General features: G+C 35.5%; 20 protein-coding genes and 1 pseudogene. 7 read left to right on the top strand and 14 right to left on the bottom strand.

Features of this window, described 5'->3' with window-relative positions:
- Positions 1–62: 62 nt before the first annotated feature.
- Positions 63–1,400: a GerMN domain-containing protein gene (locus ACEN4N_RS04875; RefSeq protein WP_407093785.1), complete on the bottom strand. Its 1,338-nt coding sequence runs from the start codon at positions 1,398–1,400 to the stop codon at positions 63–65.
- Between the two features lie 197 nt (positions 1,401–1,597).
- Between ACEN4N_RS04875 and ACEN4N_RS04870 the strand changes: the two genes are divergently transcribed.
- Positions 1,598–2,164, top strand: a complete 567-nt coding sequence (locus ACEN4N_RS04870; protein ID WP_138403784.1) for an NADPH-dependent FMN reductase — start codon at positions 1,598–1,600, stop codon at positions 2,162–2,164.
- A 434-nt stretch (positions 2,165–2,598) separates the two neighbouring features.
- On the opposite strand, the gene ACEN4N_RS04865 is transcribed toward ACEN4N_RS04870, so the two are convergent.
- The 9 genes and pseudogenes from ACEN4N_RS04865 to ACEN4N_RS04825 form a co-directional block, all read right to left on the bottom strand.
- Positions 2,599–3,180, bottom strand: coding sequence for a sugar O-acetyltransferase (locus tag ACEN4N_RS04865; protein ID WP_407089855.1), 582 nt, complete (start codon positions 3,178–3,180; stop codon positions 2,599–2,601).
- A gap of 24 nt (positions 3,181–3,204) precedes the next feature.
- Positions 3,205–4,863, bottom strand: coding sequence for an alpha,alpha-phosphotrehalase (gene treC, locus ACEN4N_RS04860; RefSeq protein WP_407089856.1), 1,659 nt, complete (start codon positions 4,861–4,863; stop codon positions 3,205–3,207).
- Positions 4,864–4,938: 75 nt separating this feature from the next.
- A complete protein-coding gene (gene treP / locus ACEN4N_RS04855) occupies positions 4,939–6,414 on the bottom strand; it encodes a PTS system trehalose-specific EIIBC component (RefSeq protein ID WP_407089857.1) in 1,476 nt (491 codons plus the stop codon).
- A gap of 195 nt (positions 6,415–6,609) precedes the next feature.
- Positions 6,610–7,347, bottom strand: a complete 738-nt coding sequence (locus ACEN4N_RS04850; protein ID WP_407089858.1) for a glycerophosphodiester phosphodiesterase — start codon at positions 7,345–7,347, stop codon at positions 6,610–6,612.
- A gap of 3 nt (positions 7,348–7,350) precedes the next feature.
- Positions 7,351–8,055: an ABC transporter ATP-binding protein gene (locus ACEN4N_RS04845; RefSeq protein ID WP_407093787.1), complete on the bottom strand. Its 705-nt coding sequence runs from the start codon at positions 8,053–8,055 to the stop codon at positions 7,351–7,353.
- A pseudogene (locus ACEN4N_RS04840) lies at positions 8,056–8,480 on the bottom strand (ABC transporter ATP-binding protein); the annotation flags it as partial.
- Between the two features lie 27 nt (positions 8,481–8,507).
- Positions 8,508–9,368, bottom strand: coding sequence for a carbohydrate ABC transporter permease (locus tag ACEN4N_RS04835; protein WP_407089859.1), 861 nt, complete (start codon positions 9,366–9,368; stop codon positions 8,508–8,510).
- Positions 9,368–10,252: a carbohydrate ABC transporter permease gene (locus tag ACEN4N_RS04830; protein ID WP_138403773.1), complete on the bottom strand. Its 885-nt coding sequence runs from the start codon at positions 10,250–10,252 to the stop codon at positions 9,368–9,370. Before ACEN4N_RS04830 ends, ACEN4N_RS04835 begins: the two co-directional genes overlap by 1 nt.
- 195 nt (positions 10,253–10,447) lie before the next feature.
- Positions 10,448–11,764, bottom strand: coding sequence for an ABC transporter substrate-binding protein (locus ACEN4N_RS04825; protein ID WP_407089860.1), 1,317 nt, complete (start codon positions 11,762–11,764; stop codon positions 10,448–10,450).
- A gap of 235 nt (positions 11,765–11,999) precedes the next feature.
- Here ACEN4N_RS04825 and ACEN4N_RS04820 point away from each other — a divergent pair, with 235 nt between their 5' ends.
- Complete coding sequence (locus ACEN4N_RS04820) at positions 12,000–12,845, top strand: glycosyltransferase family 8 protein (RefSeq protein ID WP_407089861.1); 846 nt, start codon at positions 12,000–12,002, stop codon at positions 12,843–12,845.
- A 42-nt stretch (positions 12,846–12,887) separates the two neighbouring features.
- Here ACEN4N_RS04820 and jag read toward each other — a convergent pair whose 3' ends face one another.
- From jag to rpmH, 4 genes are all read right to left on the bottom strand, one after another.
- Positions 12,888–13,850: an RNA-binding cell elongation regulator Jag/EloR gene (gene jag, locus ACEN4N_RS04815; protein WP_407093784.1), complete on the bottom strand. Its 963-nt coding sequence runs from the start codon at positions 13,848–13,850 to the stop codon at positions 12,888–12,890.
- Positions 13,851–13,871: 21 nt separating this feature from the next.
- Positions 13,872–14,708 (bottom strand): membrane protein insertase YidC, encoded by an 837-nt coding sequence (gene yidC, locus ACEN4N_RS04810; protein ID WP_407089864.1) that lies wholly within the window; start codon positions 14,706–14,708, stop codon positions 13,872–13,874.
- Positions 14,709–14,717: 9 nt separating this feature from the next.
- A complete protein-coding gene (gene rnpA, locus ACEN4N_RS04805) occupies positions 14,718–15,083 on the bottom strand; it encodes a ribonuclease P protein component (protein ID WP_218930368.1) in 366 nt (121 codons plus the stop codon).
- Between the two features lie 181 nt (positions 15,084–15,264).
- Positions 15,265–15,402: a 50S ribosomal protein L34 gene (gene rpmH / locus ACEN4N_RS04800; RefSeq protein ID WP_138403767.1), complete on the bottom strand. Its 138-nt coding sequence runs from the start codon at positions 15,400–15,402 to the stop codon at positions 15,265–15,267.
- A gap of 538 nt (positions 15,403–15,940) precedes the next feature.
- On the opposite strand from rpmH, the gene dnaA reads away from it, so the two are divergent.
- From dnaA to gyrB, 5 genes are all read left to right on the top strand, one after another.
- A complete protein-coding gene (dnaA, locus tag ACEN4N_RS04795; protein ID WP_407089865.1) occupies positions 15,941–17,278 on the top strand; it encodes a chromosomal replication initiator protein DnaA in 1,338 nt (445 codons plus the stop codon).
- Between the two features lie 172 nt (positions 17,279–17,450).
- A complete protein-coding gene (gene dnaN, locus ACEN4N_RS04790; RefSeq protein ID WP_407089866.1) occupies positions 17,451–18,599 on the top strand; it encodes a DNA polymerase III subunit beta in 1,149 nt (382 codons plus the stop codon).
- Between the two features lie 375 nt (positions 18,600–18,974).
- On the top strand, positions 18,975–19,202 hold the full coding sequence (yaaA, locus tag ACEN4N_RS04785; RefSeq protein WP_138403764.1) for a S4 domain-containing protein YaaA: 228 nt from the start codon (positions 18,975–18,977) through the stop codon (positions 19,200–19,202).
- The gene (gene recF / locus ACEN4N_RS04780) at positions 19,202–20,323 is read left to right on the top strand and encodes a DNA replication/repair protein RecF (RefSeq protein WP_407089867.1); all 1,122 of its coding nucleotides are present in this window, start codon (positions 19,202–19,204) and stop codon (positions 20,321–20,323) included. Before yaaA ends, recF begins: the two co-directional genes overlap by 1 nt.
- Positions 20,324–20,326: 3 nt before the next feature.
- Positions 20,327–22,246, top strand: a complete 1,920-nt coding sequence (gene gyrB, locus ACEN4N_RS04775; RefSeq protein WP_407089868.1) for a DNA topoisomerase (ATP-hydrolyzing) subunit B — start codon at positions 20,327–20,329, stop codon at positions 22,244–22,246.
- Positions 22,247–22,283 lie beyond the last annotated feature (37 nt).

The following is a 22,283-nucleotide window of genomic DNA, read 5'->3' as shown; positions in this document are numbered from 1 at the left end:
TAAAGACTTGAGTTATAAAAGAATCGAAAAGCGACATTTCCCCCATGGGGGAAACCCTATACCTAAAAGTCTAATGGGGTATGTCTTTTGAATAACAATAGTGTTGCATTTGATTTGACAACAGAGGTTTGACTTTCATCTGTAGTTGCAGATTCATCCATTGACGAAGCGTTCAATGTTGACTCACTTGATTCAACTGAAGCATCGACTGTCTCTAAAGGAGTCGTTATTGTACTCACTTGATAGATACCATTCGTAGGGTATTCAAGCGTATCTGGTAACATACCACTATTATTCACTGTTAAACGTACTTGATCCGTATTAAAGAAATTCCCTAATGTCGTTACAATTGAAGCAATCACTGCTTGTTCTGAAGCTTCATGACTATTCAATACAGCTACTACCCCAGGTGAGAAGTCAATGATGACAACTCCTTCATTTAAAGTGACCGCTTGGACTGTAATCGTATCATCTAAAATGCCCATCTCTTTAAACATACTATCAAAAGCACTTGCGAAATTCCCGTTCGTTTGCCACGAGAATGCTGCTTGCCCAGGCTCAACCATCGCATCATCCGTTGTCGGCAACATCACTTCAACATTATTGATAATACGGTTCTCATGATAGATTGCTTGTGCTTGCCATACTTGCGTCACCGTACCTGCTTCGTCTGCTTCGACGGTCGCTACGACACCTTCATTTTGTGCATAATATTCGACTAAAGTACCTGATTCAAGTGTTGAAGTAACTTCAATCACATTCTCTAACTCCAGATCTCTTATCGTTGCTTGGCTATAGATCGCAGTAATCTCACTTGTTGTCGTTGCATCACGTTGCCAACTTGTACCAACTTGCAGGGGTGCTTGTAGCAAGAGCTCAGATTCCTGAGTCGCTTGGTTAGCCATCCCTTTTAGATGGTTCACATATGGATTCATTTCTGAACTTTCTTCTAGGCGAGTGATTTGTGAATTTCCCCAACTAAAGATATTCACGATGGGCGCTTGATCTGTTATACGTGTTTCCACTTGCATCATGTTCAATGTTTGGTCCACGAAGTCAGGGTAGTCTACACGTGACGTCTCCCCATTACTATATTGCTTAATTTGATACATAACGTTTGGTAAGTAATCTTCAATATTTAACTGAACGGTCTCTTCTAAAGCGACCCAATCACTCGTATCGAAGCTTGTTAGGATCTGACTGTTACTTGCTTCATCAGGTTCTTGGCTTTGAGTGTCCTCACCTTCTGCACTTTCATCTTCTGTTTGGTTGCCTTCTAGACTTTGACGTTTCTCTTCAATAATACTTTGGTTCTCTTCGCTTAAGGTAATCATTGGTTCACTTGCACATCCGACGAGCAAGAAAGCGAGTGAGCTTAAAATAAGTTGTTTTAATTTCATAAGTATTCACATTCGTCTCCTCAAAATATTAATTTCATTATAGCATAGTCTTCTTCGTTGAGTAGAGTGTTGTGAGGAATTTACTAGATAATTTTATAGTAATAAAGTTTATATTCATTTATTAACATATTCGTTTGTAAAAATCTCATACTTAAGCTAGAATTGTTAGGTTATTAAAATTATTAGGAGGCTATCATATGGTTAAAATTGGTATTATTACAGGTAGTACACGTAACTCACGTGTTAATTTACAAGTGGCAGAATGGATTTTAGAATTTGCAAAAGCGCATAATAATAACGCAGAATTCGAATTAGTGGATATTAAAGAGTTTGATCTTCCACGCTTTGACGAGGTTATTCCTCCTATTGCAACAGATGATCGTCCAAATCCTAACGTTAAGAGATGGTCTGATAAAGTGAAAGAATTAGATGGCTTTATCTTTGTTACACCAGAATACAATAAAGCTGTAACGGGTGGCTTAAAAGATGCGATTGATTACTTAGCAAGTGAATTCTTCCACAAAGCAGCTGGAATTGTGTCATACGGTGGACAATTAGGAATTAGCGCAAGTGTGATGATGCGTCCAATGTTAGGTAACTTAAAAGTTGCTGTTGTTGGTCCTCAAGTAACATTCAGTATGAACACCGACTTCGAACAAATGAGCACGTTTAAACCTGCTGATTACCATACAGATTCGATAAATAATATGTTAAACGATGTTGTTAGCTGGTCAGAAGCTTTACAAACAGTACGTAATAAATAATTATATAGAAAAAGCTGTCTAACTCTAAGTTAACAGCTTTTTTTGTGCAATAAAAAAACAGAACTCTTAGAAGTTCTGTGGTAGATGGATAACGATATTTGTATAAAATATGAGAGGTTTGGGGGGCTTCTAATATTTGAACAGACTCGTTATCGATATATCTGTTATAAGGGAATGTTTCCTTAAGGAAAAGTATATGCTGTTTATTCTGAGACACATTGGCTATGTCTCATTATGAATATGATAACACCCTTCATAACTATTTGCAACAGTTTTAATTTAAAAAATATCAATAAAAATATGCTTTCATTAAGTTTCCAAAGAATAAACTATAACAGTTATAATAAAAAATGAAACAGCTTATTATCTGTAGTAATAAACATAAAATAAGAGCGAATCAACCTATGACAGTGATTCACTCTTACCTCATAAATTTATTTATCTTTTATTTGATCTGTTTGATCGATTTCTCTAACAATGCGCGCAGGCGAACCCATAACTAATGAATTAGCTGGAATATCACGTGTCACAACACTTCCAGCTCCAATCACACACCCGTCACCAATTTCTACTCCTGGCATAACTGCAACATGGGCACCAATCCAAACATTATTTCCGACGACAATCGGTGAAGCTTTCTCAAGCCCAATATTACGACTTGGATAATCCAATGGATGAGCAGCTGTATAGAAACCAGTGTTAGGACCGATAAAGACATTATTTCCAATTGTAATGCCACCACCATCCATGAAGTAAACATTACTATTAACAAATACGTCATGCCCTAATTGGGTAAGTGACCCATAATCACAGGTTAATGGACTTGAGATTCCTACGTTGTCTAACTTTTGTTGAAATAATCTTTCCTGAATATCTTGTCGTTTTTCTTCTTCTAAAGGTGAGGTTTGATTTAATTGAAAACACAAGGCTTGTGCTTTTCTTCTTTCTTCGATAAGTTCTTGGTCATAATTTGCATCATACCATTCACCATTTAACATTTTTTCACGTTCTGTCATAGATTCCCTCCTCACTTTTGTCTATTATTTTATTAAAAATGCCACTGTTTCGTAGGCGTTCAACGTGATTGAATCAGACATTTCTTCTAATGTGCCATTACCAATTAGTTTCTTAGCCGATAGGCCTTTGAATTCATCTGGTAAAGTCACTGTAACTTCACCTGGATAGAAATGACTGAAGACTAATAACTTCTCATCTTCTAATTCACGCACATAAGCCATTACTTCTGGATGATCTAATAATAACCCACGGTAAGTCCCATCACTTATCACATCGTATTCACGACGTAGCTTAATTAATTCTTGATAATATGAAAAGATTTGACCATTCGCTAATTCATTAGTGGCATTTACTTCTTTATAATTCGGTGCGACATTTAACCAAGGATTGCCCGTTGTAAAGCCTGCGTGATCACTGTCATCCCATTGAACTGGTGTACGACCATTATCACGTGATTTCGCTTGAATAATTTCAAGAGCTTCCGCTTCTGAGACACCTTTGTCTAAGAGAATTTGGTAATTGTTATGAGTTTCGATATCATTGTATTCTTCAATCGACGTATAATTAGGATTGGTCATTCCAATTTCTTCACCTTGATAAATATATGGTGTTCCTCGTAAGAATTGAATGGTTTGAGCTAACATTGTCGCTGTTTCAAACGGATAGTTCTCAACATCGCCAAAACGACTATTCGCACGCGGTTGGTCATGATTACTTAAGAATAACGCATTCCATCCGTCACCATCTGACATTCCAGTTTGCCATTCATCTAAAATTCGTTTTAATTCCAAGAAATCAAAGTCTGGATTGCTCCATTTTTCTCCATTTTCATAATCCACTTTTAGATGATGGAAATTAAATATCATACTTAACTCTTCTTCAGCCGGATTCGTGTAACGAACACCATTGGGTATGTTTGTCGATGACATTTCCCCGACAGTGACAATATCTTCACGTGTCCCAAAAGAGGCTTTATTTAATTCTTTTACCCACTGATGAACGATTGGTGTATCGGTATACAATGACTTTTCTTGAGCTGAACCTGGTTCTTCACTATCAACAAAAGGTAATTCTTTCCCAATCACATTGAGTACATCAAATCGGAAGCCTTTGACCCCTTTATCTAACCAAAAGTTTAAGACTTTCTGCAATTCTTCACGCACATTTGGATTGTACCAATTTAAATCTGCTTGGTGCACGTCATATAAGTGTAAATAATATAAATCAGTATCGCCGAATTTCTCCCAAGCCGGTCCACCAAATTTAGAATCCCAATTGGTTGGCAACGATCCGTCTTCTTTAGCTGGTTCTAAGTAGAAGAAATCTTGATAATATTGATCCCCTGCTAAAGCTTTTTGGAACCACTCATGTTCCGTTGATACATGGTTAAATACCATATCCATCATTAAATCAATCCCACGCTTTTGAAGCTCTTCCATTAACTCATCGAAGTCTTCCATTGTCCCATAATCTGGATTGATTCCCGTATAATCACTCACATCATAACCATTGTCATATTGCGGTGAAGGATAGAATGGACTTGACCAAATCATATCAATACCAAGCTCTTTTAAGTAATCTAATCTTTTTATTATTCCTTGTAAATCTCCATAACCATCACCTGTTGTATCTTGAAATGATTTTGGATAGATTTGATACATTACACGTTTTGATAATTTCATTCTTAAGTTCCTCCTGTAATAAAAGAGCAGCAAGTTAGGATTAACTTGCTGCTTCTATTGTAAATATAAACTTGCTTATGCTTTCTTCTCTGATTTGTTGTTAAAGAATGGGATATCGAAGTTTAATCCAGCATCCTGTAAGAAACCAACTTTATTAAAGACAAGTGTTAGAACAAATGGCACCACTAATGCTACTGCCATCGCAATCCAGAACCACATTTGTGAATCGATATGAATAACTAGGAAACCAGGTAATCCACCAACACCAATCGCATTCGATTGAACGTTAAATGTTGTTGAAATAAAGCCGGCAATTCCTGATCCTAACATCGCTGCAATAAATGGATAAATATATTTCAATGTTACCCCAAACATCGCTGGCTCTGTAACACCTAAGAATGATGATACTGCTGATGGAATCGTAATTTGAGACTCATCTGCGTCTTTACGCGTTAACCACCATACACCCATTACAGCTGAACCTTGAGCAATATTAGATAAAGCAATCATTGGCCACAGACCTGTTGTACCAGTATCTGCGATTAATTGTGAATCGATCGCATTTGACATGTGATGCAAGCCAGTAATAACTAATGGAGAGTAGAGTGCTCCGAATAAGAAACCGAATAATGATTTTAATGGTCCTGATAATCCAGCCAGAACAATTGTTGAAATTCCGTCACCAATCCACCAACCAATTGGTCCAAGCACCGTATGTGCAAGAATGACTGCTGGTAATAGTGATAGAAATGGAACAAAAATCATTGATACCATTTCTGGAACGACACGACGCCAGAATTTTTCTAAGTAACCTAATGACAGACCCGCTAACATCGCTGGTACAACTTGTGCTTGGTAACCAATCATATCTAATTGAACAAAACCAAAGTCCCATTGTGGTACTTCACCTGTAGCTAATGCATCTGCTGCTCCATAGGCATTCAGTAATTGAGGTGATACTAATGTAAGTCCTAGTACAATACCTAGAATCTGTGTTGTACCCATCTTACGTGTCACTGCCCAAGTAATACCTACCGGTAAGAAGTGGAATATTGCCTCACCCGGTAACCATAAGAAATGATTAATCCCGTTCCAGAATACAGATGATTCTGCAATTGTTTGTCCGCCTAAACCTTCCCACGCAACACCTTCTAAAATATTACGGAAACCTAAGATAAGTCCCCCTACGATAATAGCTGGAATAATCGGTGCGAAAATTTCAGCTAAGAACGTCATTGCTCTTTGCCACCATGATTGGTTTGTTTCTGATGCTTGTTTTACATCTGCTTTTGAAGCTTCTGATACGCCAGAAATCGCCGCAAAGTCTTTATAAAATTCTGACACGTTATTACCAATAATGACTTGAAATTGACCTGCTTGCGTAAAACTTCCTTTTACAGATGGTATAGCCTCAATTGCTTGAATATCCGCTTCACTTGGATCTTTTAACGCGAAACGCATACGTGTCGCACAGTGCGTTGCAGCATTAATATTATCGGATCCACCAATATGCTCCAATAAGGCTTTAGCATCTTTTTCAAAATTTGCCATGTTCATCCTCCTTTTACTTGTCTATACAACTTGTTTACACCTTATATTATATAATGAAAGCGTTTAATAAGCAATGCTTTTGTCTCGCTATATGAATTAATTTTAATATTATATTTTATATTTAAAAGATTTTACTGTTATATCAAGCTTTACACAAAAAAATCTTCCAACAAATTAATGTTGAAAGATGTTTAATTAGTGTTTTAATTGAATAGCTTCTTCGATTTTATTAGTAATGATACTACTTATATTTAAATCTAATAATATTTGAATGTGCTTTGGCTCATTTACCGTATAAGCGTTAATTTTAATTCCTTGTTCCTGACACTCATTCATAATTTCTGGTGTATGCAAAAGTGATACATAAGCAGGATGGTAATATTCTACTTGATGTGCCTGACAGTATGCACCAGGATCTAATATATTTGCCACCGTTAAGAAGCCACATCTTAAAGAGATATCTAATTCTTTTACTTCTTTAATCGTATTATGATTAAATGACGAGAAAATCACGCGATCTTCAAGTTCTCTTTCTTTAACTAATTCAATGGCTTTTACAACAATGCCCTTATATTCTACGATGGAAGTTTTAAATTCAATATTCACCATGAGTTCTGTCGTTTTTAACCAATTTAAAAATTCATCTAAAGTAGGAATTTTGATATTGTCTTCGGTCTCATCCTCTAAATCATACATATTATTACGGAATTCAAATTCGCGTAATTCAGCCAATGTATAATCTCGAATGAAGCCTTTTCCATTGGATGTTCGATCAATTTCCTCATCATGACAGATAACAATTTTGCTGTCTTTCGTTAATTGAATATCTAATTCAATTCCATCTGCACCATACTCATATGCCTTTTCAAAGGCGAGCATCGTATTCTCTGGATATTTCCCGCTATAGCCTCTATGTGCAATAATCATACTCATATATTAAAAAACTCCTTCCAAAGATCGTGGGGTTAAAATAGCTCGCTTATTACTCTTATCAAATAACATGACTTTTGTTAAATCCATCGTAAGTGGAATATCTGCTCCTAATGGTATCATCCGTGGTGGATTAAAACGTGCCGCACTTTCACGAGCCGTTGCTTGTAAGTCAAAGTAGACAAAGGTATCTGAACCAACTTGTTCGACGTTTTTGGCCTTGGCTATTATGACATTGCTCTCTTCTAGATTGTCAGCATAATTGATATTTTCAGGGCGAATCCCTAATAATACATCTTGTCCCGTCGCTTCAACCGTTAGTCGATCAACAATTTCATGTGGTAAACGAATTTTATTTTCTACTGTTCGGAAATAAATAATATCATTTTCTTTGATTATTTTACCATGAATCATATTCATTTGTGGACTACCGATAAACTCAGCAACGAAAACATTAACTGGATTATAGTAAAGATTTGCTGGCGTATCAAATTGTTCTACATTTCCAACACTCATGACTGCAATACGCGTCCCCATTGTCATGGCTTCAGTTTGATCATGCGTTACATAGACGAAAGTTGTTTCTAATTTACGGTGTAAACTCACAATCTCAGAACGCATTGTCACACGTAATTTAGCGTCTAAGTTAGATAAAGGCTCATCTAATAAGAATACTTTAGGATTTCTTACCATCGCACGTCCTAAAGCCACACGTTGACGTTGTCCGCCTGATAAGGCGCTGGTTTTTTGTCTAGTAGGTCTGTTAATTGCAAGATACTCGCAACTTCATCTACTCGTTTATAACGGTCTGTTTTATTAACCCCTGCCATTCGCATAGCGAATGCAACATTATCGCGAACAGTCATATGTGGGTAAAGTGCATAGGATTGGAATACCATTGCGATATCACGTTCTTTTGGTGGGATATTATTGACTAATGTATCACCAATATACATTTCACCTTCTGATATTCCTTCAAGTCCTGCAATCATACGTAACGTCGTAGATTTTCCACATCCTGAAGGTCCTACTAATACAATAAACTCTTTATCTTCAATATCTAAATCAATGTTTTTAACAGCTTTATAGCTATCCTCATAAACTTTTGCTACTTTTTTTAATTGTAATTTTGCCATATTATTTCCTTCTCCTTAACATTGGAATTAACCTTTAACTGCCCCTGAAGTCAAGCCTTTAACCATATTACGTTGACCTACAATGAATATCACTAAACTTGGAATCATACAGATCACAACACCTGCAACCATTAGAACTAATGATTGTGAATCCACACTATTTAGCATACTAATACCAATTTGAACTGTTCGGTTCGAATCATCATTCGTCACTAATAACGGCCACATATACATGTTCCATCCCGCTAGGAATGATTGAACTGCCATAGCACCAATTGTTGGTTTAATTAATGGTAAGACCATTGAAAAAGCAAATCGGAAGTCACTACAGCCATCTATTTTAGCTGACTCATAAATCTCATATGGGAAGTTTTCTAGTGCTTGCACACATAAGAATATATTGAAGGCTGAAACAATAAAAGGAATTATCAATACAGTGATTGAATCAGTTAATCCCCAGCCTGAAACCATTAAAAATTGTGAAATAATAACGGCTTCTCCAGGAATCATCATTGTCGATAAGATGAGGCCATAGATAATGCCTTTCCCCTTAAAATTCAAAAATCTAAAAGCAAAGGCTGCTAAGATTGAAGTTGTTATCTGCAATAAAGTAATTGAAACAGCTACAATTAGCGAGTTCATAATATAGCGACCGATGGGTGCAATATCAAATACATCAACAAAGTTTGTTAATGTTGGGTTTTGAGGGAATAACACACTATTCGGATCATATAATTCACCTGATGGTTTTATCGCCATTAAAAATGCATAAATTAATGGGAACATAATAATTAACCAGGCAATAACATTTAATACGATTAAGGCAAATCTCCCTAATTTTCGGCGTCGAATATATCTTTTATCAGTAGCATTTATTGGTGCTTGCATTAGCTATTTGCCCCCTTTCTAAATTTGAACATAATCACTGTAAGTATCATTACAATAATGAATAATACAACAGACTCCGCTGAAGCAAATCCATAACGGTAATTCATAAAAGCATTTCGGTAGATATCGTAAACAATTACGTTCGTAGATTGTCCTGGACCACCTTTTGTTAAGATATTAATCTGCCCGAAACCTTGGAAAGCATTAATGACATTCGTCACAATAACGAAGAATAACGTTGGCTTTAAAGAAGGGAGTGTGATGAATATAAATTTCTGAAAACCATTCGCTCCATCAATTGACCCACTTTCATATAATGATTCATCAATACTTGCTAAACCTGAACTGAAATAAAGAAAATTCATTCCACTGTTTAACCAACCAGTTAGAATACCTACTGCGAGAAGAGCATAGTCTGGATTCGCTAAATAGTTAGTAAATGTACCAAATAAACGGTTAACAATACCTACGGTTGGATTTAGCATCACTTGAAAAATCATCGCCATTCCTGCAGATGCTATTGCCATAGGCATTGCATAACTTGCACTGAAAAATTTAATGCCTGGGAATGTTTTCTGACACAATAGAGCAGTTAAGAACCCAATAACTACTCCAACACCTACAACAATTAATACAAAGTTTAACGTTACCAGCACACTATTCCAGAAACTACTACTAGTTAATAACTCTTGATAGTTACCTAAACCAAGAAACTTTGCATTCTCCCCTAAATTATTCGTTAGGAATAAACTTCTATAAAGCGTCTGAATGAATGGCCAAAACATGAACACACCTAAAACTATGATAGCAGGTAATAAATAGCCATAACCTTTTATTCGATCAAATAAAGAGCGCTCTTCTTTAATGATTTTTGCTTGTTCCATACTTGTCTCCTTGTCTTTCTTTTCTAAAAAATAAAAGCTGGGTATACGACGTCAACAGTATATTCCCAACCTTTAAATTTATGTTAATGATTAAATGTACTTCTATAAAATTACAATAGGATACAACCACTTCTTAGTTTTTAAACTAAGATTAAGTAATTGTCTCCTATTGAATCGTTCTTATATTAAAGAATATTATTGGTTAGCTGCGTTGTAGTTTTCAATTGCTGCGTTTACTTGATCAGCCATCGATTGAGTTGCTCCAGCTGCGTCTGTTGAACCATTTAATAAGTTTTCTAATTCATTCTCATAAATTTGACGTGCTTCTTGGTTCACACCAGATAATGCTCCTTGAGATTCAGTAGTTGACTCATGTAATTGGTCAATCGCTGTTTGGAATTGCGGGAACTCAGCTAAGTTATCTAAGAATACTTGCTCTTCGTGAGTTGCTGTTGTGATTGGGAAGTATCCTGTATCACGGTTCCATTTCGCTTGTGATTCTGGTGAAATTAAGAATTCAATGAATTCCCAAGTTGCTTGTTTCTTAGCGTCGTCAACAGATTCGATCATCCATAATGAAGCTCCACCGATTGAAACGCCACCTTGGTCATCTTCGTCAACACCTGGGAAGTAAGCAGTACCTACTTCAAAACGTCCGTCAACTTCTGTTAAGATTTGACGTAAACTTGCAGTAGAACCAATTGTAATTGCTGATTGTCCAGCTACGAATTCAGGTTGTCCACCTGTACGTCCTACGTTAGGGATTGCTCCGGCTTCCATACCTTCTAACCATTTAGAGATAGTTTTTTCCATTGCTCCGTTTTCAACGAATACAGTTTCAGTTGGCGCGCCTTCACGTCCATTACCGTTGTCATAGATATCTTCTTCTTGTTTAGAGAACCATTGTTCTAAATACCAACCGTAGATTTGTAGAGAGATTGGCATTGCTGCTCCAGCTTCTTGTAATTGTGGTGAAATTTCAATGATTTCTGCTAAAGAACTAGGTGCTTCTTCAATACCTGCTGCTTCAAAAATGTCAGCGTTATAATACATTATTGGAGTTGAAGAGTTGAATGGCATAGAGTTTAATTGACCATCAATTGTATAGTATGCAGCTAAGTTAGGTTCGATTTGAGAGATATCATAACCACTTGAATCAATGAATTCTTGAACTGGAACAGTTAAACCTGAATCAATCATGAATGTTGTTCCTAATTCGAATACTTGTACAATATCTGCCCCTACTTCAGAACCTGAAGCAGATGAGCGTAATTTTGTTAACGTCTCATCATAAGTTCCTTGATATTGTGCATTAACAATAATACCATCTTGAGATTCATTGAATTCATCAACTAATCTTTGTAATGCTTCACCAGCATTACCACCCATTCCATGCCAGAAAACTAATTCAACAGGCTCCTGAGCATAAACACCTGTTGCAGTTAATCCTAAGTTACCCACAAATAATATGGCTAAAATAATAAATGTAAAAACTTTTTTAATTGTATTCAAGATACAATTCCTCCTTATAATTAATTTTAGAAACGCAACAACCCTGCATTCATTTCCGACTTTTATCATATAAAGTGGATATTAATTTAACGTAAATATTATGTAAAGATTGGTCTTTCTATGTAAAGTTTATGTAAATTTAATGTTAAGGCATCTTATTGTATCGAACTTTATAATAACTATTCCTTCATATCCAACTAGCTCTAATTTTGGTATAATCGATTCAACAGTAAAAATGGAGGCTTTTAAGATGAATCTATTATTTTCAATTTCTGATAATTTTACGGAACCACTCCTTACTACCTTATTTTCCATTAGAAATAATACAAAAGAAGAATCGTATGTTGTCTATGTACTTCAAAAAGAAGAATTAAAAGATAACAAGTTAATTCATAAATTTTGTCAGCAACTCCAAATGGAATATAAGCCTATTATTATCGGAAAGAATATATTCCAAAACGCTCCCGCTAGTGAAAGATGGCCCGAATCAATCTATTATAGATTGCTAGCCCATGAATTTCTTCCTTCAGATCTTGATAAGATTCTATATTTAGATGCTGATGTTTTGTGTATTAATGATTTATCCTTGTTATATAATCAAAATATTAATGATTATCTCTATGCAGCGTCTAGCCATACTCGTTTAGAAGTAACGGATACTATAAACCGTCTACGCTTAGGTAATCGTGAATTGAAAAGCTATTTTAATTCCGGTGTTCTACTGATGAATTTAGCTTTGATTCGACAAAAAGTGAAAAGTGAAACCATCTATAATTTCATAATGGAAAATCATGACTTCTTGCTTATGCCCGATCAAGATGTACTAAATGGTCTATATGGAGACCAAGTCTTACCTCTACCTGATGAATTATATAATTTTGATTCAAGATTACCTTTTCTTTATGAAATAATGAGTCAAAAAGAGATTTCCTATGATTGGATTATGGATAATACCGTTATCTTACACTTTTGTGGTAAAAATAAACCTTGGAATGAAAGTGAACGAAGTAAATTCTCTGTACTTTACAAGCATTACTACTCTCAAATGAAGCGTGTAACTAATAAAATCACCTCCAAATAAAAAAGCTAGGACCGAAGTCCTAGCTTTTTTGTGTGAATTCACTTATTTATATTCTACTACTAAATAACGATTTGGTTCTTTACCTTCTGAGTGTGTTTTAATTCGATCAATTCTTGCTAAATGTGCGTGAATTTGCTTACGTTCATATGCTGGTAAAGGATCTAAGATTACGGTTTGTTTCGTCTCTAATACTTCATCTGCCGTTCGTTGAGCAATTTGTCTCAGGACATTTGCGCGACGATTACGGTAATCACCCACATTCAATAGAATAGATGTGCGGCGACGGTATAAGCTTTGGAAGTAAGTTTGCGATAAAATCTGAAGGGAATTAATGATTTTACCATGCTTACCAATAACTAAGCCTGATTTATCCGTTTCAATATTAAACATCACTTGTGAACGTGATATTTCAAACTCCACATCAGCTTGCGCACCGTAGGATTGAATCACTTCTTGAATGTAGACTGCCACTTTCTGACTTGCTTCTTCAATTGTGAATGTCTCTTGTTGGTCGTCTTCATCTGATTTTGATTCAGTTACTGCTTCAGCTTTTACTTCTTTTTCAGCTTCTACAGAAGGTTTTGGTTGAGGTTTTTTCACTTCTTTTTTAACTGGTTCTTCAGTCACAGTTTCTTCAACCGCTTTTGCTTCAACCACTTCTGATTTTGGAGCAACTTTTTCTTTAGGTTGTTCTTTCACTTCAGTGATTTTAATATCTTCGTCAACTTCAACAACCATCGGTTCGGCTTCAACGGGAGTCTCTGTTGTATCTGATTTTACTTTTTGCTCTTCTTCCAATTGTTCAGTAATTTCTGATAATGATAACTCATTTTTCGCTGTTACTTCAACAATGGCATCTTGCTTACCAAAACCAAATAATCCTTTTTTACCTTCACTAATAACATGAATTTCTGCTTCAGAACGTGAGATGTTCAGTTCGGCTAATCCTTTTTCGATTGCTTTATCAACCGTCTCAGCTCTAACAGTTGTACTGTGTTCTAACATCGTATCTTCCTTTCGAGACTTCTATTTCTTTTTACTAGTGGCACGTCGTAATTGACGTTTTAATTCTCGTTGTTTTTCTTTTTCAGCTTCTGCTTTTGCTTCACGCTCAGCAATAATCTTGTATGGATTATTAAAGATAAATGTTTGAGCTAGTGTAAAGGCATTTGAAATTACCCAGTATAAAGCAATGGCACTTGGTAGTGTGAAACCAATTAATAAGATCATTAATGGTGAAACAAATGTCATACTTTTCGTCATAGTATTTTGCACAGGATTACTCTTCATTGAGAAGTAAGTTGTTGCAAATGTTAATAGAGCAGCAATGACAGGTAAGACAAAGTATGGGTCAGGTTGTCCTAAGTTCATCCATAAGAAGTTACTTTGACGTAATTCTTCTGTTCTTAAGATTGCTTGATAAAGTGCCATCATTACTGGTAGTTGAATTAACATTGGTAAACATCCAGCAAATTGATTTACACCGCGGTCTTGCATTAAAGCTTGTTGCTCTTCTTGCATTGCTTCCATTGAAGCACGGTCTTTGTTAGGATATTTAGCTTTAATTGCATCTAATTCCGGTTGCAGCTCTTGTGTTTTGCGCTGTGTTTTAATTTGCATTTGGAATAATGGTAGTAATAATGCACGAATAATTATCGTAAAGACTGCAATACCTAAAGGATAGCTACCACCAAATAAATTAGATAACCATAGAATCAGTTGAGATAAATTATAAATAATATAACGATCCCATAAACCAGTACTTTCAGCATTGACTGCCTCTTGTGTGGAACCACATGCTGTCAGAAAAACTACAAAACCTAGTAATACTAAGACTTTGAGCCATTTATTATATTTTTTCATTGATGCCTCCTACTTTTTATTTATTATTGGATTCTTTTTATCAAGAATCCCCGCTATATTCATAACGTGAATAATCGAACTTTTTACTTCGTGGAAAGTCTTTGTTTGAATATCTTTTCGTGCGATCAAAAGAAAATCGATATCTGATTGTATCGCAGGCTCTAATTCTAACAAAGCTTGTCGAATGTAGCGCTTAACTTGATTTCTTTCAACCGCATTCCCAATCTTCTTACCAACCGATAATCCGACACGAAAATGTGCTTGTTCAGGTTTCGGATAAACATAAAGCACTAACTGCCGATTGGCTACGGATTCCCCTTCACGAAATGCCCGTTGAAACTCATATTCTTTTTTTACACGATATTCTTTTCTCACAAACTTCCCTCATTCATCTAAATTCTTGACATTCACTGTCTTTCATTATAGCGAATTTTCTACTAAAAGAAAAACGGTTTCTGTCGTTTCAACTATATTAATACAAAAAAAACAAGCATTCATCTAATCCAACGATCTTTTCGCGAAATTAGATGAATGCTTGCAATAAATATCATTATTATTATGCTGATATTTTCTTACGTCCTTTTAGACGACGTCTTTTTAAAACATTACGGCCGTTTTTAGTACTCATTCTCTTACGGAATCCATGTACTCTACTACGTTTACGTTTCTTTGGTTGATAAGTTCTTTTTGTCATGGTATACACCTCCTAAATGCAATATGTGTACAATACTCAAATATTTTATAGAAGTAAGGGAAGATTGTCAAGTTATTAATTAATTATTTTTTCAAATAAATTCTATCTGCTTTTATTTTACGTTATACATTTTAACATACACAATGAAACTTATAAACAAACTTATCCACAACTCATTTCACCTTGTGCATAAGTTAAAATGTATATTTTTTTATCCACAAGTTTTCCTTTGAGTTATGAACATATCAACAAGGTGTTTATTGTGTGTATAATTTCACTCAGATTTAGTGCATAACTTTTTAGAATGTGATAAGATAGGCAAGTATTGAGACTAACTTATCCACAACTGGGTGTTGATAACTCTATTTTAATTCACTTATGCACAGTTCTTTTTCACCTGTTGATAACTCAAATGTGCATGAGTGCATAACTTATTTTTGTTTTTATAGCTTGTGGAAAACTCATAGTATGCTAAAATTATTTTACTTATAATTATATGGTGAAATTTGTTTTCGGTAATTGAGAGGAATTGAATCTAATGGAAGAAAAAGAAAAATTTTGGAGGGATTGCCAGCACTATATAAGTGAACGCCTGTCCGATCAATCATTCGATAATTGGGTTGCACCAGTCTATCCAACTCGAATTGGAGATCAGACTATCACTTTAGCTGTACCAAATGCTCTAACCAAAAACTATTGGGAAAGACATCTATCTGGTTACGTCATTCAGTTTAGTCTTGAAGTGTATGGTTTGGAATATACACCGACTTTTGTAATCGTACCTGAAGATCAACGTGAATCGAATCAAGCTAAGAAAGTCGTACCTGAGGTCGAAGACACAGGTGAATTCTCAGAATCACAGTTAAACCCAAATTACGTGTTTGAGACATTTGTTATCGGTGAAGGTAATAAGATGGCTAATGGAGCGGCTTTAGCGGTCGTTGATTCGCCAGGTAAAACCTACAATCCTCTATTAATATATGGAGGCGTTGGTTTAGGTAAAACTCACTTAATGCAAGCAATTGGTAATGAAATTAAACGTAAACAACCCTCAGCAAGAATAAAATACTCTACCAGTGAATCTTTCATGAATGACTTTATTACAGCGATTCGTGATGGGTCACAAGCAGAGTTTAGAAGTATGTACCGTGAAATTGATGTTCTATTAATAGATGACATTCAGTTTTTATCTAAGAAAGATAAAACTCAAGAAGAGTTTTTCCATACATTTAATGAGCTTTATAATAATAATAAGCAAATTGTTCTAACGAGTGATCGTCTACCGAACAACATTACAAATTTGGAAGAACGTTTAATAAGTCGCTTTAAATGGGGCTTATCCACGGACATTACTCCACCGGATTTGGAGACACGGATTGCGATTCTTCGTAAAAAAGCGTCTAGTGAGCAATTAGATGTGAGCCCTGATACATTAACGTATATCGCCAATAACGTCGACACCAACATTCGTGAATTAGAAGGTGCTTTAGTGCGAGTGATTGCTTATGCAGCCATTCAAGGAAAAGAAATTGATACCGAACTTGCTGCCTCTGCCTTACATAATATCATTAATAAAGGCGAAGCGAAGCCTCTAACACCTGATGAAGTTATTGATTACGTCAGTCGCTATTATCAAATCACCCCTGAAGACATTCGTGGTAAAAAACGAACTAAAAATATTGTCTTCCCGCGCCAAGTAGCGATGTATCTAACACGTGAATTAACGGAAATGTCTTTCCCTAAAATCGGAGAATTCTTTGGAAATAAAAATCATACAACCGTCATTCATGCCTATGAGAAAATCACAGATGAGATTGAAACAGACATTCAATTGAAGAATGAAATCAATCAATTGAAGCAAAGACTTCAAAGATAAATTATTAACATGTGTATAAGTTGTGACTGAACTCTGGACTTATGCACATGTTGACGAACAAGCATTTTGGCTTACATTCATGCATCAATGATGATTATGCACAGAATTAACAGCCCCTACTACTACTATTACTTATTTATTAATATATAATATATATATAAGGAGTGACGATATGAAATTTACTATTGGAAGAGCAGCATTTACTGCACAATTAATTGACGTATCTCGAGCAATTCCCTCGAAAGCAACAATCCCTATTTTAACTGGTATAAAAATTACAGCGACAAAAGAAGGTATTACTTTAATTGGTTCTGACGCTGAGATATCTATTGAGAGTTTCTTATCAGTACAAGATGATTCTTTAGGTTTAGAAATTGAAGAAACTGGTAGTATCGTTGTAACAGCTAGAATTTTTAATGATATTGTACGAAAACTACCTACAACTAAAGTGACGATCGAAACAAATGAGCAATTCATATTAACAGCTACTTCAGGAGAAGCGATTTTCTCATTGAACGGTACAGATGGACAATCATACCCTCGCTTACCTGAGATTGAATCCGATCGTAAGATCAACTTACCAACGGTATTATTTAAAGAATTAATTAGTCAAACAATCTTCTCAGCATCAAATCAAGAAAGCCGTCCTGTCTTAACAGGGGTTCACTTAATGATGAACGAAGGTCACATTACAGGTGTTGCTACAGATAGTCACCGACTAAGTCGTCGCCAAATCCCTGTTGAATTTACAACGGATCAAGCTAACTTTGAAGCAATCACAATACCTAAGAAAACATTGAATGAATTAGAACGGATTGTTCAAGATGATCAAATGATTGAAATGATTGTGACAGAACAACAAGTTATCTTTTTAATTGATAATTTAACAATCTATTCTCGTTTACTTGAAGGGAATTATCCTGATACAGATCGTTTATTACCTTCATCACATACGACTGAAATTGTCTTAAACGCAGATCAATTCCTACATGCGATTGACCGTGCAAGTCTAATGTCACATCAAGGTAAAAATAACGTCGTTCAATTAGACATTACGGAGGACAACGTTGATTTATCTGTTCAAGGAAGCAGTTTAGGTTCCGCGAATGAATCAATCAGTGCTAAGTCAATCACAGGTGAACCAATTAAAATTTCATTTAACCCTGATTATATGAAAGATGCTTTACGCTCATTTAGTGGTGTCGACATTAATGTTGGCTTTACTTCAAGTGTCCGTCCTTTATTAATTTCGGCTCTTGAGAAAAGTGAAACACCTAACAATGAATTACTGCAATTATTAACACCAATTCGTACGCACTAATATTGAAATGAAACTCCTGTCTTATCTAGCCCAAGCGGTTAGTAAGATTAGGAGTTTTTTTTTATTAAGTTGTCTGAAACGAGCAACTAAGTTATAATGAACTGTTGCGAAAATAAGTAGTTTCCCTTAGAAAAGTTATCCCCATGTGCATAACTTTTCTAAGCGTGAAGAATTATTTTAAAATTAGTTGCCAAATCGGTCATTTTCCATAAATACAAAAAATAGACGGTTTTGGGTAAATGTTAAAAAATAAGCTTTTCTACCTAATAATGTATTTAAAAGCTAAAATGACGTAAAAATAGCTATTAAATTTGATGTTTAGCCGATTTAAAGGTATAATATAAGAGAATAAATATGCTGATTGGGTGATAAAAAATGGATGAACGTGTAATAGAAATTACGACGGAGTATGTAACTTTAGGTCAAGTTTTAAAAATTACTGATATTATCCAAAGTGGTGGAATGGCAAAATGGTATTTAAGTGAATATTTTGTCTATGTAAATGATGAAGAAGAACAACGCCGTGGACGTAAATTACGCGAAGGCGATGTCATCGAATTCCCTCACGAGGAAGTAAAAGTATTCATTAAAAATAGAGATTAATGAAAGTAAAGCAATTACAACTAAAAAATTATCGTAATTATGAATTGCTTGACTTAACATTTAATGACGGCTTAACGATTTTAACTGGTGAAAATGCCCAAGGAAAAACCAATCTCCTTGAGGCGATTTTTTTGTTATCCATGGCAAAAAGTCATCGGACCAACCATGATAATGAGTTAATTCGTTGGGGTGAATCTTACGCTCAAGTTGAAGCAACAATTGAAACCAAAAATTATGACTTTCCTTTGTCACTGTCTTTTGGCCTTAAAGGTAAAATTGCTAAGGTAAACCATATTGAACAAGCAAAGCTAAGTCATTTTATTGGAAAATTAAATGTCGTCTTATTCGCACCGGAGGATCTTCAGTTAATCAAAGGTTCTCCTAGTTTGAGACGCAAATTTTTAGATTCTGAGTTGGGTCAATCCCATCCAGTTTATCTACAAGCACTTCTTGATTACAATCGCATTTTAAAGCAGCGCAATCGCTATTTAAAAGAGAATGGCTACAAAAAACAATTTGATCAAGTTTATTTTGATGTGATTACGGACCAACTTATCGAAAAAGCGGTTGAAATCATTACTTATCGAATTGAATTTGTAGAAGCTCTTGATGAACTTGCTCGCCCTATTCATAAGTCACTTTCAAATCAACGTGATATTTTGAGTTTGGAATATAAGAGCAGTACATCGAAGTTAGATTATGAGCAATTAGATACACTTGACCAACAATTCCATCGTTTATATGAGAATTCTCTAGAAAGAGAAAAAGAACGGGGCGTTACCGCTTATGGGCCGCATCGTGATGATTTGTATTTTGCATTGAATGAAAAAGATGCACAAAACTTCGCATCGCAAGGACAGCAAAGAACAATTGTCCTATCTTTGAAGTTAGCTGAGATTGAATGGCTAAATAATCGGATTGGAGAATATCCAATTTTACTATTGGATGATGTCTTATCTGAATTAGATGATAATCGACAACATATATTAATGAGCCAGATTGAAGGGAAAGTTCAAACATTCCTGACTACAGCTACAATTAAAGGGTTAAACCTGACACAATTAGAACATGCACAAATCTTGTATGTTGAAGATGGGCAGATTACCGAAGAAGGAGAGTAGAACATGCCAGATAATATTAATGAACAAAACTATGACGCGAATCAGATTCAAGTCCTTGAAGGTCTTGAAGCGGTTCGTAAGCGTCCGGGTATGTATATAGGTACGACAAGTATTGATGGTTTACATCACTTAGTGTGGGAAATCGTTGATAATTCAATTGACGAGGCACTTGCAGGTTATAGTGATCATATCGAAGTCGTTATCGAAGCGGATAATACAATTACAGTTACCGATAATGGTCGTGGAATTCCAGTAGATACTCAAAAAAAAACGGGTCGTCCCGCTGTTGAGACCGTCTTTACGATGCTTCACTCTGGAGGTAAATTCGGTGGTGGCGGTTATAAAGTTTCCGGAGGACTTCACGGGGTAGGTGCAGCAGTCGTAAACGCGCTGTCTTCTCACTTATACGTCGAGGTTTCCCGTAATGGTAAAGTATACCGTGAAGAATTTGAACGCGGGAATATCGCGAAAGAATTGGAAATCGTCGGGACATCTGAACATACAGGAACAAAAGTAAACTTTAAAGCCGATCCTACGATTTTTACTGATACAACGGACTTTAAATACAATATCTTAAAAGAACGTATTCGTGAATTAGCTTTCTTAAATAAAGGTTTACGTATTAGTCTAGAAGATAAACGTGAAGAGCGTGAAGAATCAGATAGTTTCTTCTATGAGGGTGGTATTCAAAGTTTTGTTGAATACATGAACGAAGACAAGCAAGTCTTACATGAGAAACCAATTTACTTAGAAGGTGAATCTGACGGGATTCAAGTTGAGATTGCTTTACAATATACAACCGATTACGCAACTAAAATTCTATCTTTTGCTAATAATATTCATACCCACGAAGGTGGAACACATGAATCTGGGTTAAAAGCTGGATTAACGCGTGTCATCAATGATTATGCACGTTCAAATAACTTACTAAAAGACTCAGATGATAATTTATCTGGAGATGATACTCGAGAAGGTTTAACTATTGTATTGTCTGTTAAACATCCGGACCCACAATTTGAGGGACAAACAAAGACGAAACTTGGTAACTCTGAAGTTCGTACAATTACAGACCGTCTTTTTTCGTCTAATTACGAATCTTTCTTATTAGAAAATCCAAAAGTAGCAAAAATCATTATCGAAAAAGGTATTTTAGCTTCACGTGCAAGAAATGCAGCAAAACGTGCCCGTGAAATGACACGTAAGAAATCTGGCTTAGAAATTGCTAACTTACCAGGTAAGTTAGCTGACTGTTCAAGTCGTGATCCAGAAAAAAGTGAATTATTTATCGTGGAGGGTGACTCTGCCGGTGGATCAGCGAAACAAGGACGTTCAAGAATGTACCAAGCAATTTTACCCATTCGTGGTAAAATTCTTAACGTTGAAAAAGCGTCAATGGATCGTATCTTAAATAACGAAGAAATCCGTTCATTATTTACTGCAATGGGAACAGGTTTTGGTTCTGAATTTGATGTATCAAAAGCTCGTTATCATAAATTAATTTTGATGACCGATGCGGATGTTGATGGAGCACATATTCGTACGCTATTATTAACATTAATTTTCCGTTATATGCGTCCTTTATTAGAAGCGGGTTATATTTATATTGCTCAACCGCCTCTTTACCAAATTAAACAAGGTAAAAAAGAATTGTACCTTGATACAGACGAACAATTACGTAAATGGCAAGCAGAAAATCCAGATGCGCGTTACTCTCTACAACGCTATAAAGGTCTTGGAGAGATGGACTACGAGCAACTGTGGGATACAACAATGAATCCAGAAAATCGTCGCTTACTTCGTGTAACGATCGATGATGCTGAGATTGCTAACGATGTTATGGAAATGCTTATGGGGGACGAAGTTCCGCCACGTCGTGAATTTATTGAAGAAAATGCCGTTTATGTACAAAATTTAGATACATAATTACTACAACGTATCTATGTCTCATAAACAGAAAGGA

Source organism: Ruoffia sp. FAM 20857 (assembly GCF_045528645.1).
Taxonomy (GTDB): domain Bacteria; phylum Bacillota; class Bacilli; order Lactobacillales; family Aerococcaceae; genus Ruoffia; species Ruoffia halotolerans.
This window is presented reverse-complemented; position numbering and strand designations above follow the sequence as displayed.

Bases quoted from the DNA above. Each gene is read 5' to 3' on its own strand.
- dnaA (WP_407089865.1), top strand. From the start codon at position 15,941: ATGGAAGAAAAAGAAAAATTTTGGAGGGATTGCCAGCACTATATAAGT.
- dnaN (WP_407089866.1), top strand. From the start codon at position 17,451: ATGAAATTTACTATTGGAAGAGCAGCATTTACTGCACAATTAATTGAC.
- recF (WP_407089867.1), top strand. From the start codon at position 19,202: ATGAAAGTAAAGCAATTACAACTAAAAAATTATCGTAATTATGAATTG.
- treC (WP_407089856.1), bottom strand. From the start codon at position 4,863: ATGAAATTATCAAAACGTGTAATGTATCAAATCTATCCAAAATCATTT.
- jag (WP_407093784.1), bottom strand. From the start codon at position 13,850: ATGTTAGAACACAGTACAACTGTTAGAGCTGAGACGGTTGATAAAGCA.
- treP (WP_407089857.1), bottom strand. From the start codon at position 6,414: ATGGCAAATTTTGAAAAAGATGCTAAAGCCTTATTGGAGCATATTGGT.
- ACEN4N_RS04875 (WP_407093785.1), bottom strand. From the start codon at position 1,400: ATGAAATTAAAACAACTTATTTTAAGCTCACTCGCTTTCTTGCTCGTC.
- ACEN4N_RS04835 (WP_407089859.1), bottom strand. From the start codon at position 9,368: ATGCAAGCACCAATAAATGCTACTGATAAAAGATATATTCGACGCCGA.
- ACEN4N_RS04870 (WP_138403784.1), top strand. From the start codon at position 1,598: ATGGTTAAAATTGGTATTATTACAGGTAGTACACGTAACTCACGTGTT.
- rpmH (WP_138403767.1), bottom strand. From the start codon at position 15,402: ATGACAAAAAGAACTTATCAACCAAAGAAACGTAAACGTAGTAGAGTA.
- yaaA (WP_138403764.1), top strand. From the start codon at position 18,975: ATGGATGAACGTGTAATAGAAATTACGACGGAGTATGTAACTTTAGGT.
- gyrB (WP_407089868.1), top strand. From the start codon at position 20,327: ATGCCAGATAATATTAATGAACAAAACTATGACGCGAATCAGATTCAA.
- yidC (WP_407089864.1), bottom strand. From the start codon at position 14,708: ATGAAAAAATATAATAAATGGCTCAAAGTCTTAGTATTACTAGGTTTT.
- ACEN4N_RS04850 (WP_407089858.1), bottom strand. From the start codon at position 7,347: ATGAGTATGATTATTGCACATAGAGGCTATAGCGGGAAATATCCAGAG.
- ACEN4N_RS04865 (WP_407089855.1), bottom strand. From the start codon at position 3,180: ATGACAGAACGTGAAAAAATGTTAAATGGTGAATGGTATGATGCAAAT.
- ACEN4N_RS04820 (WP_407089861.1), top strand. From the start codon at position 12,000: ATGGAGGCTTTTAAGATGAATCTATTATTTTCAATTTCTGATAATTTT.
- ACEN4N_RS04830 (WP_138403773.1), bottom strand. From the start codon at position 10,252: ATGGAACAAGCAAAAATCATTAAAGAAGAGCGCTCTTTATTTGATCGA.